The 15630-nt window shown below is 41.3% G+C and carries 10 protein-coding genes and 1 pseudogene; 6 read left to right on the top strand and 5 right to left on the bottom strand.

Features of this window, described 5'->3' with window-relative positions:
- Positions 1-17: 17 nt before the first annotated feature.
- On the bottom strand, positions 18-752 hold the full coding sequence (gene msuE / locus E0H88_RS10870; RefSeq protein WP_131274172.1) for an FMN reductase: 735 nt from the start codon (positions 750-752) through the stop codon (positions 18-20).
- Between the two features lie 376 nt (positions 753-1128).
- Here msuE and E0H88_RS10865 point away from each other — a divergent pair, with 376 nt between their 5' ends.
- The gene (locus tag E0H88_RS10865) at positions 1129-1779 is read left to right on the top strand and encodes a response regulator (protein ID WP_086196617.1); all 651 of its coding nucleotides are present in this window, start codon (positions 1129-1131) and stop codon (positions 1777-1779) included.
- 97 nt (positions 1780-1876) lie between these two features.
- On the opposite strand, the gene E0H88_RS10860 is transcribed toward E0H88_RS10865, so the two are convergent.
- Positions 1877-2644 carry a hypothetical protein gene (locus E0H88_RS10860; RefSeq protein ID WP_092820472.1) on the bottom strand — a complete coding sequence of 256 codons (768 nt, stop codon included), beginning with the start codon at positions 2642-2644 and terminating at the stop codon, positions 1877-1879.
- 426 nt (positions 2645-3070) lie between these two features.
- Positions 3071-6562, bottom strand: coding sequence for a hybrid sensor histidine kinase/response regulator (locus E0H88_RS10855; RefSeq protein WP_131274171.1), 3492 nt, complete (start codon positions 6560-6562; stop codon positions 3071-3073).
- Between the two features lie 182 nt (positions 6563-6744).
- Here E0H88_RS10855 and E0H88_RS10850 point away from each other — a divergent pair, with 182 nt between their 5' ends.
- The 3 genes from E0H88_RS10850 (at position 6745) to E0H88_RS10840 (ending at position 9770) form a co-directional block, all read left to right on the top strand.
- Positions 6745-7074, top strand: coding sequence for a DUF485 domain-containing protein (locus tag E0H88_RS10850; protein WP_131274170.1), 330 nt, complete (start codon positions 6745-6747; stop codon positions 7072-7074).
- 4 nt (positions 7075-7078) lie between these two features.
- On the top strand, positions 7079-8794 hold the full coding sequence (locus tag E0H88_RS10845) for a cation acetate symporter (RefSeq protein WP_131274169.1): 1716 nt from the start codon (positions 7079-7081) through the stop codon (positions 8792-8794).
- Positions 8795-9074: 280 nt separating this feature from the next.
- On the top strand, positions 9075-9770 hold the full coding sequence (locus E0H88_RS10840) for an ion channel (protein WP_131274168.1): 696 nt from the start codon (positions 9075-9077) through the stop codon (positions 9768-9770).
- A 47-nt stretch (positions 9771-9817) separates the two neighbouring features.
- Here the strand turns inward: E0H88_RS10840 and omp33-36 are convergent, their stop codons facing one another.
- On the bottom strand, positions 9818-10699 hold the full coding sequence (gene omp33-36 / locus E0H88_RS10835) for a porin Omp33-36 (RefSeq protein ID WP_131274167.1): 882 nt from the start codon (positions 10697-10699) through the stop codon (positions 9818-9820).
- 1402 nt (positions 10700-12101) lie between these two features.
- Here omp33-36 and E0H88_RS10830 point away from each other — a divergent pair.
- Both E0H88_RS10830 and E0H88_RS10825 read left to right on the top strand, forming a co-directional pair.
- Complete coding sequence (locus tag E0H88_RS10830) at positions 12102-13808, top strand: GGDEF domain-containing protein (RefSeq protein ID WP_131274166.1); 1707 nt, start codon at positions 12102-12104, stop codon at positions 13806-13808.
- 21 nt (positions 13809-13829) lie between these two features.
- Entirely contained in the window at positions 13830-15446 is a 1617-nt protein-coding gene (locus E0H88_RS10825; protein WP_131274165.1) for a KAP family P-loop domain protein, read from the top strand.
- Here E0H88_RS10825 and E0H88_RS10820 read toward each other — a convergent pair.
- Positions 15443-15630: pseudogene (locus tag E0H88_RS10820) on the bottom strand (IS982 family transposase); the annotation flags it as partial. The gene E0H88_RS10825 and the pseudogene E0H88_RS10820 sit on opposite strands and share 4 nt — an antisense overlap.

The raw sequence follows: 15630 nt of genomic DNA, 5'->3' as shown, positions 1-15630 counted from the left end.
GTAATTGCTTAGCTGCTTTAAGCCACTTGTGGCTTCGGTGCTTTTTTGCTGTGCAGGCGCGCTTCGGCAGCGTCCAGGCTTGGAACAGCAGCAGAAGGAAGCACTTCTTCCTGCTCAATCTGTTTGTTGATGCCGAGGTTCTGGTTGGCTTGCTGAGATTTCTCTTTGACCACTTCAGCGCGTTGACCTTTGGCAGGTGCCCACTCAAGGATTGGTAATGCACGTGCTACAGCGAGTGTAATGCGGTCACGCAGCAGTTCACTGTGAATGGTATATTCAGGGGTAAAGTCACGGTCGGTTGCATAGACGCCAATTGGTAAAGTCTGCGCCTGGAAAAAGCTGAACAATGGACGCAATTGATGTTCCAGCACCAAGGCATGACGTTCACTGCCACCCGATGCAGCAAGCAGTACCGGTACATCGACCAGTGCAGTTTGTTCTACGAAGTCAAAGAAATGTTTGAAAAGTCCGGTGAATGATGCACGGTAAACCGGTGTGCCGACAATCAGGGCATCTGCCGCTTCAACTGCAGCCAGGTCATCCTGTACACGTTGTGGCAACTGGTTACGGTAAATTGCACCGCCCAGTAAAGAGCCGATTTCGCTAAATTTAATAAAGTGCACATGAATTGGCGTTGCTTCACCTAACTCATCAATAATGGCTTGGACCAGCGCCTCGGTTTTAGAAGGATTGTTTAAGCCGCCTGATACAGCAACAATATTCAATGGTTTTTGCGTGTTTAAAATAGACATTTTTGAATAACCTAAAGCATAGAATCTCGGAATAGCTTTATTAATCAACAGCCGGGATATTCTGTAAAATAAGCAAATCAATAAAAGTTATCTGATTTTAAGATATAAAATAAAAAGTCACTAAAATGTGCTTTTATGGCACCTAATATTCTGATTTTTATATTTATATTCATTGTTAATAAGTATTTTGAGCTAGCCGATAAAATTTATATCAAAATATGATTAGGTTTGATGATTTTTCGAAAAACCTGAATACAAGCAGTTTTTTAATAAAATAATGCCATATTGGATGAAAAAAGTGATTGTTTGCATATCCTTAATAGTGCTTGTGTGGTTAGAATAGCTCTTAATGTGCACCAGATCTTTCATGCTGCTTATGAATATTTTAATCGTAGATGATCATCCACTGTTTCGTCATGCCTTGATTCAAGCTGTTCGTTACAGTTTGCCGCAAGCGCAAATTCAGGAAACTGCTGCAGTCAATGAGTTTTATGAGCGCCTGGATAATGGACCGGAACCAGATTTGGTTTTACTGGATCTCAATTTGCCGGGAGCTTCGGGCTTTTCGGCTTTGGTGCATGTCCGTGCCCAATATCCATCCATTCCGATTATTGTGGTGTCTGCGCATGAAGAAGTATCGATTATTCAACGTGCCATAGCCCATGGTGCAATGGGTTATATTCCGAAATCTGCGCATCCAAGCCATATTGGTGAGGCAATCCGTCAGGTACTGGAAGGGGAAATCTGGTTACCGCCAAACTTGCCTGCCAACATGAACTTTGACCCGCGTGCAGCTGATGAAACCGCATTGGCAGAACGTATTCAGTCACTTACCCCGCAACAATTCCGCGTATTGATGATGGTGGCGGAAGGTTTGCTGAATAAGCAGATTGCCTATGAACTGGATGTTTCTGAAGCGACCATTAAGGCACATGTGACGGCCATTTTCCGTAAACTGAATGTGCAAAATCGTACTCAGGCCGTATTGGCCATCAGTGCGCTAAATATCGAAGAAAAGAAAATGTAATCTGCTGCATAGAGCATTGAACAAAAAAAGGCACTTGATAAAAGTGCCTTTTTTTGTTGGAAATGACTTTAAAAAACAAAGCTTTTAATGTCTTGCATTAGGCGACGCAGCTTTGTCTGGGAGTGCTGTCTGTGCAAAATAAGGGATTCAATGCACATTGCAGATCATCAATTTGCTCTTGAGTGACATAGGCTTTCTCTTTCAGATATTCAGCCACACTGTCATCGCGCAAACTCAAGAAGGCAGCATCATATACGCCCAAATCGACAAACAATGCTGCGGTTTCCAGACTGTTAAAGCGGTCTAAATAGACATCGCTGCCATACAGCAGGAAAATATGATCTTCATCGGCATGGGCATTGATGCCTAAATGTTTTGCCAATTCCAGGGGTGGGGTTTTAATAAACAGCAGATCAGAGAGTTCATCAAACTGGGTGGTGTCGAGCAGATCCTGATCGGTTTTGACTTTTCCAAGCCATGCCTTAAACACCAGCACGGCACCACCACGCAATAACATGCTCCAAATCTGGTGACGGACTTTATCCGTTAAGTCTTTAGCTTCAGCGGCTAAAGACTGAATCAGCTTGTCTTCCTGTTCAGCAAGTTTCTCAAATAAACCCAAGCCTTGCGGTTTATAGGCTGCAGGGCTAAAGACGTCAAAATTCAGCTCATCGAATACCTGCAAGGCAAGCGGGACGGCGCTTTGATACAGGGTATTCAGGGCTTGAATATGAGTGTCCTTTAAGTGGCTGGGTCTAAATAGTTCGGTCCATTGAATTTCGGGCAACAGGGCATTGGCCCCATATTGACGGTAAAATTGTTGCGATTGATCTACGCCATAACTTCCGGCTTCAGAAATGTTCATCTTAAACTCCTGTATTTTCTATGATGATCAGTTTCTTGGGCAGCGTTTTGAGGCAGACTGATAGACAGATTAAACTGATCACTTATTGCTCTCATATATGAGCCAGGCTGACCCCAAACGGAATACGACTAAAGTTATATAATGGATTTTTCTTCTAAAAATATTTTTAATAATAATGACTTGAAAAAATTGTAACCAATTATACAAGTGTATATTTAAATTTTGATCATCTTTGCCATAGGAAATGCAAGGTTGAAATTTTTGGTCAATAAAGGAGCGGCTAAATTAAAAAATTTGAGCAGTTTTGCCTAGAATAGAAAATAAATTGCCAGTGAGGTAAAGAGAGGGTGTTTTTATGTAATGAAAACGCCCATTTCACATACATGAAATGGGCGTTTGATCTGCAGTGATTTCTGAATAAGTCGCTTAAGAACCGGAAATTTTTAAGCCCGATAACCAGGAACGCAGTGATGCCGGTTTTAACGGCTTTTTCAGCAGCACAATATTGAGATCTTTCAAATGGTGTGGCAGTTCAGGATCGGAATCTGCGGTAATCAGTGCCACCGGAACCTGTTCCTGACGGTTGGCCAGAATGAAATCCAGACCAATTTTATTGTTGTTCAGGTGCTGATCGACCAGCCAGACCTGAATATTTTCTTGCTGAATGAGTTCTAGTGCCTGTTCAGGTTCAGTGGCTTTAAAGACCTGATAGCCCCATTTGGTCAGTAAGGTGGTCATTCCTTCCAGAATGGTTTCATCATTGTCCAGACATAGAATCTTGTAGGCCTTGCTTTTCAGTGGGGTCGCCTGTACTGGCGCTGCCACCACTTTAGGCGCATCCACAATCGGCACTTCAATCATAAAACACGAGCCCTTGCCATATTCAGAGTAGACATGTACCGGATAGTCCAGCAGGCTGGTCATGCGCTGCACAATGGCCAGGCCGAGTCCAAGACCCTGCTCGCCCCAAGGCGAAGTATGGCCACAGCGTTCAAATTCCTGAAACAGTTTGATGCGCTGTTCTTCGGCAATCCCCGGACCGGTATCCCAGACCCCAATCCGGATATGGCGCGGTTTTTCTGCAGAGCGAAGTACCCCCACCACAACCTTGCCTTTAGCGGTATAGCGTAGGGCATTGCTGACAAAGTTCTGAATGATCCGGCGAATCCACTGTGGATCGGTATCAATCCAGAACTGTGCATCATGCACGCTGAATTTAATGCCACGTTGAGCGGCAATGGATTTAAATTGCAGTTCCAGGTCACTTAACAGGTCATGCAAGGGATAAGGCTGACGTTTCGGCTGGATGGTACCGCCTTCGAGACGGGCAATGTCCAGCAGGGCAGACAGCATGCTTTCTGCACCATGCAAGGCACGGTCCAGCTGTTGCAGGGTCTTGCGGTCTTCATCCGACTGTACGCTTTGTTCTAAAGCGGTACTGAACAGGCGCGCTGCATGCATTGGCTGCAACAGGTCGTGACTGGCCGCTGCAATGAAACGGCTTTTGGACATGTTGGCACGGTCAGCCTGTTCGCGGGCCAGTTGCTGCTCGGAAAGTGCATCGGCCAGCTGTTGGGTACGGTCCTGTACCCGTGCTTCAAGTACCGCCTCATTTTCACGGAAAGCGGTAATGTCGGCGAAGGTGGTGACGAAGCCGCCGCCTTCAATCGGATTGCCGCGCATCTGGATCACTCGGCCATCTTTACGGATTCGTTCAAATTCATGTGCGCTGCCCATGGCCATCCAGTGAATCCGTTTGCGCACGTGTTCTTCGACCGAACCCGGCCCGCATTCACCGCGCTCGGCGTTATAACGGATCAGGTCGGCAATCGGACAGCCAACATAGACAATATCTTTGGGATAATCGAACAGTTTCAGGTATTGATTGTTCCAGGCCACCAGACACATGTTTTCATCGACCACGCTCACCCCCTGGGTCATATGGTCAATCATGGTCATGATCAGGTTCTGGTTAAAACGCTGCCATTGCGAGGCCTGATCCAGAATATTGGCGACCTGACCGAGTGCCAGACCATTATTCACCATGGCGGTGGTGAGCAGGGTACGCGCCGAAGCAGCACCAATGGTTCCGGCCAGATACTGTTCGGTAAAGCGCCACCACATGCCATTGGCATTGCTGTTTTCATTCAGTATGACGTTGTTTTGGGCGCAGAACTGCTGAAAGGCTTGGGTAGCCGGTCCTTCACCGGTAATCCGTTTGGCCAGGGTAATTAAATCGCCAACTTTCAGACGGGCCACATCCTGGTGAGAATAATTGATTTCACTCGAGGCATTGTGGGTCGGCAAAGGTTTGGTTTCATAATAGAAAAAACTTTCCGCCTGAATTTGCTCGGCAATACTGGGACGGAAAATTCGCGACACCCAGATATACAGCAAAATATTGAGACCCAATGCCCAGGTCACGCCATGGGTGAGGGGAGCAAAAGACTGAAAACCAAACAGCGCTTCGGGGCGTAACCAGTCTATGCCTAAAGGCCCTGCAAGCAGGAACTGCTGGCTAAAATAGCTGTATTCAGCAGGCAGGCTGCGCAGTACGGTAGGCAACAGCAAGGTATAGGCCCACATCACGAAACCGGCAATCAGACCTGCATATACGCCCTGTTTACTGCCACCACGCCAATACAGGCCACCAATCAATGCTGGAGCAAACTGGGCCACGGCACTGAAGGCCAGCAAGCCAAATACTGAAAGCTGGTCAATGTCATTAAAGAAATGGAAAAACAGGAAACCCAGCAACATGACCGCTAAAATGCACACCCGACGGGTAAATTTCAGCACCAGAGGCAGACGCTTGTCATGACGTGAAAGTATGCCGGTACGCCATAAGGCAGGCATAATCAGGTCATTACTGAGCATAATCGACAAGGCCACGGAAGAGACCAGCAGCATGCCCGTAGAAGCGGAAAACCCCCCCAGGAAAGCCAGAAGTGTCAGCCACTCCTGATCATAACTGAGCGGCAAGGACAGTACGGCGACATCGGGAATTGCAAGAAAATGCGGGGCAGCATGCAACGCCCAGCTGGCAATCGGAATAATCGCCAGTGTGGTCAGAATCAGGTAAGTGGCAAACCAGCGACGTGCACCCCGAATATGTTTTTCATCCCGCAGTTCAACCACCGCGACATGGAATTGTCGTGGTAAGCAGATAATCGCCAAGGCTGCGAGCAAGGTTTGCACCCAGAAGGTTTCGGGAACACCAAACAGCTGAACCTGTTTAAAGGTTTCTACCACATCCGTGGAAATTTGCCCCAAATTTTCGGGTGCATCAAAGACAAAGAACAGGGCCACGCACAGCAGGGCAAACAGTTTGACAAACGACTCAAATGCCACGGCCAGCATTAAACCGCCATGCTGTTCGGTATTGGCAATTTGCCGGGTACCAAACAGCATGGCCAGAATGGCTAAAATTCCAGTCAAGAAAAGCACACTATTGGTGGTGCCCTGAATCCCGCTATTTTCTTGCAGAATCACCGATGCACTCAAGGCAATGGCTCTGAGCTGCAAGGCTAAATAGGGAATAATCGCGATGACTGCCAGAATGGTGACCAGGGATGCCAAAGGGCCGCTTTTGCCATAACGTGCAGCCACAAAGTCTGCAATAGATGAAATGGCATGATGCTGGCGCACACGGCCTAAACGGCGCCAGATATCATAACCGACACCGACAAAAATCAGGGGACCCAAGTAAATTGGCAGAAAGATAATGCCTTCACGAACCGCAGCCCCGGTTGCACCGTAGAATGTCCAGGATGAGCAATATACCCCTAAGGTTAGACTAAAGAGTAACATGCGACCACGAGTACTTAGGCGACTCGCATGTTTTTCACCAAAAAATGCACAGATAAAGAGTAACGCGATATAAAGGGCGAGTACCCCGATAATGAGCCAGCTATTCATATTGCCTACAGCATAAATTTATGTCGTAATAATACCCTATCTAATAATCTCGCCGCTTTAATTGATCAAAATTTAACACCAAAGTAGTAATTACAAGAACCTAATAAGATTGTTAAGTTAGACAACGAAATAATTCGAATTAAAAAAAACACCTATGGCTGGGTGCACACAGGAGCATGATTATGGATGAGGCACATGTAGAACGTATTCTACAGAATCCCAAATTTAAAGAAATGGTCAGCAGAAAAAGCAGATTAAGTTGGACACTAACAATCATCATGTTGATTGTTTATGTAGGCTTCATGCTTTTAGTTGGTTATAACAAAGAATTCTTAATGAGTTCGGTTAGCGGCGGCGTTACCACTATAGGTATGCCACTCGGCTTGAGCATTATTGTATTGTCTTTCATTCTATGTGGTGTTTATTCGTATATTGCAAACAATAAACTGGATGCATTAAATGAAGAAGCGATGCGAGAAGTTGAAGCAATTGCGAATGAGAAAGGACAGTAATCAGATGAAATGGAATTCATTGAAAGCGCAAGCACTCGCTGCTTCTACGCTACTGATGTCAGGTATGGCAATGGCAGGTCCGGATTTGGGTGCAGCTGAACAGCAAGCAACCAACTGGCATGCAATTATTATGTTCGCGATTTTCGTGGGCTTCACCTTGCTGATTACCAAATGGGCAGCAAGACAAACCACCAGTACTGCAGATTTCTATACTGCAGGTGGTGGTATCTCAGGTTTCCAGAATGGTCTGGCGATTGCCGGTGACTATATGTCAGCAGCATCATTCCTGGGTATTTCCGCAATGGTATTCAGCTCAGGCTTTGACGGTTTGCTTTACTCACTCGGTTTCATGGTGGGCTGGCCAATCGTATTGTTCCTGGTCGCAGAGCGTTTACGTAACCTGGGTAAATTCAACTTGTCTGACGTGGTTTCGTTCCGTCTGGAAGAAAAACCGGTACGTACTCTGGCAGCTCTTAGCTCTTTGGTTGTTGTTGCCTTTTATCTGATTGCTCAGATGGTTGGTGCAGGTCAGCTGATCAAGCTTCTATTCGGTCTGAACTACAACATTGCTGTGGTGATTGTGGGCCTTTTGATGATGGCTTACGTAATCTTCGGTGGTATGCTGGCAACGACTTGGGTACAGATCATCAAAGCGGTGATGTTACTTTCAGGTGCAACTTTCATGGCTTTCATGGTAATGAAAGGCGTGGGCTTCAGCTTCACCAACATGTTTGAACAATCAATCCAGGTGTTCTCTAAAGTACATGAAATAAGCCTTGCGGAAGCAGGCAATATCATGGGCCCAGGTAAACTGGCTGCTAACCCGATTGATGCAATTTCACTTGGTCTTGCATTAATGTTTGGTACAGCAGGTCTACCACATATCCTGATGCGTTTCTTTACCGTAAAAGATGCGAAAGAAGCACGTAAATCAGTGGTTGTGGCTACAGGTTTCATCGGTTACTTCTATCTTTTAACTTTCATCATCGGTTTCGGTGCGATCCTTTACGTATCAAACAACCCGCAATTCATTGATGTAGCGAAAATGGCTGTAACTGGCAAGCTAGAACTTGTTGGTGGTAACAACATGGCTGCGGTTCACTTGGCTGATGCTGTTGGCGGTGACTTGTTCATGGGCTTCATTTCAGCGGTAGCATTCGCAACGATTCTTGCGGTTGTGGCTGGTTTGACCCTGTCTGGTGCTTCAGCAATTTCACATGACTTGTATGCAAACGTATTCAAGAAAGGCCAAACGACTCCTGAATCTGAACTGCGCATGTCTAAAATTGCAACTTTAGGTCTTGCGATCTTTGCGATGATTTTGGGTATCCTGTTCGAGAAACAAAACGTTGCCTTCATGGTGGGTCTGGCATTCTCGGTAGCGGCATGTGCCAACTTCCCGGTACTGGTACTGTCAATGTTCTGGAAAGGTTTGACTACTCGTGGTGCGGTAATTGGTGGTGTTGTAGGTCTTGTTGCTGCAGTGACTCTAATCATCTTGTCTAAAGCGGTTTGGGTAGATACATTCGGTATTTCTGAGACACCAGTCAACCCATTCAATGGCCCAGCAATCTTTGCAATGCCATTATCGTTCCTGTGCTGCTGGTTATTCTCTGTGACTGACAGCTCGGCTCGTGCGCATGCAGAACGCAAAGCTTTCGATGCTCAGTATGTACGTTCACAAACAGGTATCGGTATCTCTGGTGCATCAGATCACTAAGATAGCGTTACTTTAAAAAAGCCCCGTCAGGGGCTTTTTTTATGTCAGGGCAAATAACACATCGCCTGATAGTAATACCCTGTGCAAATGGATATCGCTGTTTAAATTCCCTTTCGGCAGATCATAAGAGTGACTGCATCCACCTTGAACAGATCAAAATAACGGTTTTTTTTCAATCTTTTTCATACAAATATTTCGCTTGTTGCTTCAGCATTCATGCTAAGTTGATTAAAAGGAACATAAAAATTGAGACATAAAAAGCGATCTTCTGGAGCAGAAAATGCAGGCAATTATTGATGTGTGGAAGGTGTTTCGCGTATTGCCTTCAGCTTGGCTACTTTTATTACAATTTATTATTTTGATCCTGTCCGTTGCAGTCAATTACAGCATGCCTTACCGTACGCTCAGCTGGCTATTGGGGGTGCTGGTTTTACTGGTCATTGCCAAAGTAATTAAACAAACCCCAATGTTTACCATTTTGGGCTTAAGTTTCGTGAGTGGCGCCGTGATTTTTTCTTCCCTGATGTTATTAGGCATAGAAAATCTCTGGATACAGGTTATCGCCCATGGCTTTGAAGCAGCCGCTTATTTTAGCGCGGCTTATGGTCTGTTGCGTTATATGTTTGAAGACCGCTATTTAACCCGAGATGAACTGTTTGCTGCGGGTGCGGTATTTACCCTGTTGGCCTGGGGATTTGCATTTTTGTATAACGTTTGCCAGCTGCTGGCGCCGGGAAGTTTCCTGAATCCCAATGTTGCAGGTTTACAAAGCTGGCTTGATTTATTGTTTCTGAGCTTTAGTTTACAGTCCGCAACAGGCTTATCGGATTTAATGCCCATAAGTGCCCCCGCACGGGTACTGGCACTATTGCAAATGTTTTCTGGGGTGATGTATCTGGCCCTCATTGTTTCACGCTTGATTGCCTTGCAATATATTGCTCATTTACCCAAGCATCCTACGGATAAAGACCAATAAAAAAGGACGCTTTAAGCGTCCTTTTTTACTCTTTTTCTAATTCAAAATTAGAAACGGAATTTAGCGTTAACGCCTACAGTTTCTGTATCGTATACAGAACCTTTTTCAGCATTGGCATTTACGTAAGACGCACCAACTGCAACAGCAGGAGTGATGAAGTAATTTACGTTCGCACCCCAAGCTTTGTCTGGTGAACCAGCGAAGCTAGATTCAGCGTAAGAAGCGCCAACGCTTAACTTAGGCGTAACGAAAAGAGTTGTACCTAGGTTATAAGCAGTGTCATCACCGTAAACTAAACCAGATTCAAAACCGATTGACATGTTCGTACCGTCAATTGCACCTACGTATTTAGTACGTGCAGTGATTGCATCTTGGTCTTGATCAATTGTCTCAGATTCTAAACCAGCTTTAGCAACGCCATTAGCAAGGATGTTGAAAGCATCTAAAGAATATTGGTTTGCAACGCTGGTATAACCCACAGCCACCAAGAAGTTGTTAGTTGGAAGAACACCAAGCTCTAAAGCATAACGGTCACCGTGATCATCGGCATTTCCATCTTTGTTGTCAGTAATAGTATTGCTATAAGAAGCGCTAGCATATACAGGAACAACTTTAGTTGGAATATACGCTTCAGCTTTAGCACCAATAGTGTGAGAAGTGAAATCAGAATCGTCTGCATCTACATCGTATTCACCGTAGTTATAAGCTACAGACACGTTAGACGCTTGGTTTAAGAAAGCTGCTTCAGCCAATGGACCTTTAGAAGAATCAACATCTTTAAGGTAATAAGTGCCTTGCACAGCACCAGTAAAGTTTTTGTCATTTACTGTGTTGTCGATGTACTCAGATTGACCTTGTACTTCTACTTGATACGCTTGAGCACCGGTCATGGCTAATAATAAAGCAGTGGCTAAACCGAGTTTTTTCATAGTAATTTCCAGTTCTATTTTCTATTGCAGATGGATTAAACTATGTTCATTGTATTGTAACAAAACATTAAGTCAATGAACTAAAAGAACATTATTTTGTTGTTTTTTTGTTATAAATAGCATATATGGTTAAAAAAAGTACAAATGATCTATGCTATGTCAACTTTGAAAATTGTTTTTTTAGAACAAATGAATAAGCCAGGTTTTATAACTTATCTGCTTGGGAATAAACAGAAATTAATGGATAATTATAATGTTAAATTGAATTAATTTTAAGAATTAATTGTAAAATTCAATTGAAATATATTTTGTTACGTGAGCTATGCCTCATCTTGGAAATGTTTGTTCGATTTTCGCAATGAAACTTTCAAAACTGATAATTTTTGGTTGAAAAATAGACACATTATTTCTTGTTTTGTGATGTATTTAACATAAATGAAGGGAATTTTAGTTTATTTAATACCTTACTACTTTAATAGGCTTTACTTATTTGGTAATTTTTACCATAATGTATCTATCAATTCATACTACATTGAAATAATGTGATGATGATCTGATTCTCCATAAGCAAGTTTTTGTTTTATATGCCCAACTTTCCCCAAGGTTGGGCTTTTTTTTATTTAAATCAAACAATTTCATTGAGTTTAAAAGAAAATAAATAGCAGAATAGAAACCAAGACTGCTGAAGTTAAAGCTTATTTTTTTTCATGATTAAATAATTTATTTTTTTAGTCATCTATTAATTGATAAAGCACCAATATAGTGCAATAAAATATAATATTTTTAACCTGTTTATTAAGTTCTAAGCATAAAAAACCCCAATTTTCAAAGAAAACTGGGGTTTTTCGCCAAAATCTTCGGAAAAATTAAATAATCTGCTGAGGAATATATTTAATTTGCCCTAATGCAGTGCATTATGCACTTATTTGTAGCACGTGTAAATGTTTTCTTACAACTGTCATCGAAAATTTTTTAAATCTTTATAATTTATAAAAAAATTTAGAAAAATAAATAGTTTATATTCTCAATATTGGCAGCAGAAAGCCGAGGTTTAATTTGGACTGTGTGCTGACTTCAGGGTAATTCAATCATTTCCAAACTCTCCAATTACATAGTGAAAAGCGATCCGATGCTGTAAGCAAAAAAACAGGCAAATACGGAGATAAATTCGGTTAAAACGATAGCCCGAGGAGCTGTGCTTTAAAGCTTTAGTCAAGAAATACAGGATTTTTAATTTTTATTTGAAAAAATATTATAAGTGATTGATAAAATAGAAATGTTTAAAAATTTTGATTAAATTTTAACTCTTTTTAAATTAAAATCATGTAATATATATAATTGTATTTGCATATGATTATCAAACATGATTGATCAGCCGTGTTGTATGGAGCGTATTTGATTCATGCATAAATTACGCTCGGAACATATCAGCCAGCGACTGTTCTGGTCAATGATCATTATCATCCTGTCTTTACTATTTTTGTCTGTTCCTTTAATTGTCAGTAGTTATCAAAGCTATCAAAAAGCGGATCGAGCTTTAACTGAAATTTCTGCGCTTCGTGCAGTTGCCGATTTAGCCAATAAAATTTCCCGGGAACGGGCACCTGCGAATAAGGTCATGTCGAGTAATGCCGATGAATTCGCGGCAAATCTAAAAGAATTAAAAGCTTACCGTAAAGAAGTGGACCTGCAGATTGAACAGACACGTGCAATTTTAGCTGCGGCGGGCTTTACGGTTCAGTCTCAGGCATTATCTTCCCAGTTAAAAGCCGCTCTGGCCCAAGGTCGCAATGCTGTTGATGCTTATGGCGCCTTGCCTCGATCTGAACGGAGTGCAAAACAGCTGGATCAGGCGATTCAGCACATGTTTAAGGCGTGGGACAGTTGTAAGGGAATTATAGAAAATGTATTGGTGCATTCTGAAGCTAAAGGGACTTCAGTTTCAGACTATTATACGCTGATTTTAATTTTGGCTGATTTGCGTGATCAGGCGGGTCGAACTGCATCGAATATTGTGGCAGCAGTGACTTTTAATGAAAAAATACCTGAAGATAATTTAGCGCGGTCGTTACAGACGCAACATCAGGCCCATTATTTATGGGCTTTAGTGAATACCATACAGCCCGAACAGGATAAAACCCCTGAATATCTAGCTTTGCATCAGCAAGTAAAAACACAATTTTTAGACCGAGGCATTCCAATCGTTGCCCGCCTGATGAATGAAAGTATCCACAATCAGGCATATTCATTGACCGGTACGCAACTCACAGAGGCAATGGTTGATAAATTTGTAACAGTGGTCGATCTGCAAAGCTATATTCTGGATTACAGTGTTAAGGTGGCTCAAAGCCAGAAAAAACAAGCCCAGCAAAAATTGATTTTAATTTTATTGGTGGCGCTGATTTGTTTGGTAACGGTTATTTTTACCATGATCCATGCGCGCAATCATGTTTTTATACCTTTAATTAAAGCCAGAAATACCATTCTTCGATTGGCCCAGCATCAGGTTATAGAGACCGAACGGGAACCATTATCTGCTGCAGAGCCAGTCACCTTGTTGAATGCCCTTAAAGAATTAAAGCGCGTGCTACAGCAGCGTGATGCACTGGAATTTCAGCTCAGAAATATTGCCAATACGGATAATTTGACGGGTGTATCTAACCGTTTGGCTTTAGATGAATATATCCGTTATCTGGAAAACAAGCCGAATCAATTGAAACAAACCGGCCTAATCATTTTTGATGTGGATGACTTTAAGCATGTGAATGATACTTTTGGGCATATTGTGGGTGACGAGGTGATTAAGCTAATTGCAGAAAAATTGCAATTTAATGTCAGAACTTCGGATTTAATTGTACGTTATGGTGGTGATGAATTTTTGGTTTTAATTGAGCAAACTACTTTTGAGGAGGCTTGGGGTGTTGCAAATAAAATTCTTAAAGAGATTGGCGGTTCTGAACTTTATATTGCTGAACTGAACCAGAATATTCATGTTTCTGTCAGTGCTGGCGTTGCGGTAGGGGCTGCTTCGTGGATGGCATTGCTGGAAAAAGCCGACAAGTCTTTGTTTCAAGCCAAAGAAAATGGCAAAAATAAAGTGGCGGGGTGATTTTAAGAGGGAAATTATTCTATGGATATTCGAAATAAAAGAGTTCGTTTAAAAGAGTTACTTGAACAAAATATAAGAAATGAAAAAATTGGAACAGCAATTGCGATTACAGGTTCGTGGGGTGTAGGTAAGACCTATTTCTGGAACACGTTTTTAGAATCAGAATTGTCCGAAGAACGAATTTATAAAAAGGATAATGTCTTTAACCGCAAATATGCTTATGTTTCGTTATTTGGATTGGAATCCTTAAGTGATTTAAAAACACAAATTTACAGCAGCATTGAAAATTATCATTCAACTGTTGAAATTCCAAAATGGATCAAAGGTTTGCCTTCAATATTTAAGGATACAAAGATTTCTCAATTTGGCGTAAGTGCTTCAGCTAAGATTTTCGATAGTTTGATGTTTAGTCAGGTTAAAGATGCGATCATTTGCTTTGACGATTTTGAACGGATGTCCAATAAGCTTGATATTAAAGATGTCATGGGTTTGGCAAATCAGCTTAAATTGGAAAGAAATTGTCAGGTAATTTTGATTTTAGATGAGTCAAAAACAGAAGAAAAAAACAAAGAAAAATACGCTGAATATAAAGAGAAATTGATAGATGAAACAGTCAAAATTACATCGGTTGAGCCTTTGATTCGTGGAAATACTAAAGATATAGATAAGTCATTAGTTGATTTGATGGTGAAGTTTGCAGATGAGTTAGAAATTCATAATTTTAGGTTTTTTCAAAAAGTTATTAAATTGTATAAACAATTTTTAGAAAAATTACCAAGCGAAGTTGCCGATTCGACTAAAGAAATAATTTTGATTCGGATTTTACAAGGATATTTTATTGAGGATTTTGGCACTATTTGGAATATAAATTGGAATGATTTAAATGTTAGTGCATCTTTAGCGAGAATAGCAGGTAAGGGAAGAGGCACTACTGTACAGGTAGAAGATAAAATTTTTGATAAATTAAAAAAAGTTTCTTTCAGCTTGGTGAATGGTGGGGATGAATGGCAAATACAGTTTAAAAATTGGTTTCAGCAGAAAGAAAATGTAGATTTCGCTGTTTTATATTCATTGGCAAATTCTGAGTTGATTTCTGAAGAAAATCAAAATTTAAAAAATAAAATATGGGACATTTTTGACAGAAGATTTAACTTTAATATTTCAGAGGCGGACTTTAAATTTATTGCTCAAATTGGTGCAGAGTGCATATCTAATGAGACAATATATAATACATCTGTTGTTTATGAATTTATAAAGAAATATTTGTCTAATGAACAAGAGTCTGAAAAATTTAAGCAAGATGTATTGAAAGTAATACATACAGATATTGGTAAAGCTATTTCACGTAAAAAAGAAGAGTTAAGACTATGGGGTAATCCAGATAATATTTTTTATGAACATATCGATAAGTTAGCTGAAGAATATCATTCAGAGAAAAGTTTAAAAGAGATTATTTCATATTATTTACAGTATGAAAATTTTAAAAGTGCAGATGATAAAAAAGAGTTAAATAAATTCTCATTAGAAGAATGGTTTAAATACTTAACTATTGATATTTATGATGAAAAATTTATTGTTGAAAAGGATAAAACATTAATAGCCTGTCTAAGATTGCTAAGTAACCCGAATCCTGTTTAAGCCATTGATCCCATAATTTGAATTTTTGGCTTATTTTGATGGGTAAGTTGATATGCGCATAACGATGCATAGATTCCACTGAGAAATCCAGAAATACTACGTGATTTGCTTGTAACCAGATTGTATTGACCTTTCAATAAGCTGAATAAGGTTTCTATTTTATTGCGCTGTTTCAAGTGATATC

Source organism: Acinetobacter sp. ANC 4216 (genome assembly GCF_004331195.1).
In the GTDB taxonomy this organism is placed as follows: Bacteria; Pseudomonadota; Gammaproteobacteria; order Pseudomonadales; family Moraxellaceae; genus Acinetobacter; species Acinetobacter kookii.
Note: the sequence above shows the minus strand (reverse complement) of the source record. Positions and strands in the feature narration are given on the sequence as shown.

What these genes read in the sequence shown, in the direction of transcription:
- msuE (WP_131274172.1), bottom strand. Translation starts at nt 752, where the DNA reads ATGTCTATTTTAAACACGCAAAAACCATTGAATATTGTTGCTGTATCA.
- E0H88_RS10865 (WP_086196617.1), top strand. Translation starts at nt 1,129, where the DNA reads ATGAATATTTTAATCGTAGATGATCATCCACTGTTTCGTCATGCCTTG.
- E0H88_RS10860 (WP_092820472.1), bottom strand. Translation starts at nt 2,644, where the DNA reads ATGAACATTTCTGAAGCCGGAAGTTATGGCGTAGATCAATCGCAACAA.
- E0H88_RS10855 (WP_131274171.1), bottom strand. Translation starts at nt 6,562, where the DNA reads ATGAATAGCTGGCTCATTATCGGGGTACTCGCCCTTTATATCGCGTTA.
- E0H88_RS10850 (WP_131274170.1), top strand. Translation starts at nt 6,745, where the DNA reads ATGGATGAGGCACATGTAGAACGTATTCTACAGAATCCCAAATTTAAA.
- E0H88_RS10845 (WP_131274169.1), top strand. Translation starts at nt 7,079, where the DNA reads ATGAAATGGAATTCATTGAAAGCGCAAGCACTCGCTGCTTCTACGCTA.
- E0H88_RS10840 (WP_131274168.1), top strand. Translation starts at nt 9,075, where the DNA reads ATGCAGGCAATTATTGATGTGTGGAAGGTGTTTCGCGTATTGCCTTCA.
- omp33-36 (WP_131274167.1), bottom strand. Translation starts at nt 10,699, where the DNA reads ATGAAAAAACTCGGTTTAGCCACTGCTTTATTATTAGCCATGACCGGT.
- E0H88_RS10830 (WP_131274166.1), top strand. Translation starts at nt 12,102, where the DNA reads ATGCATAAATTACGCTCGGAACATATCAGCCAGCGACTGTTCTGGTCA.
- E0H88_RS10825 (WP_131274165.1), top strand. Translation starts at nt 13,830, where the DNA reads ATGGATATTCGAAATAAAAGAGTTCGTTTAAAAGAGTTACTTGAACAA.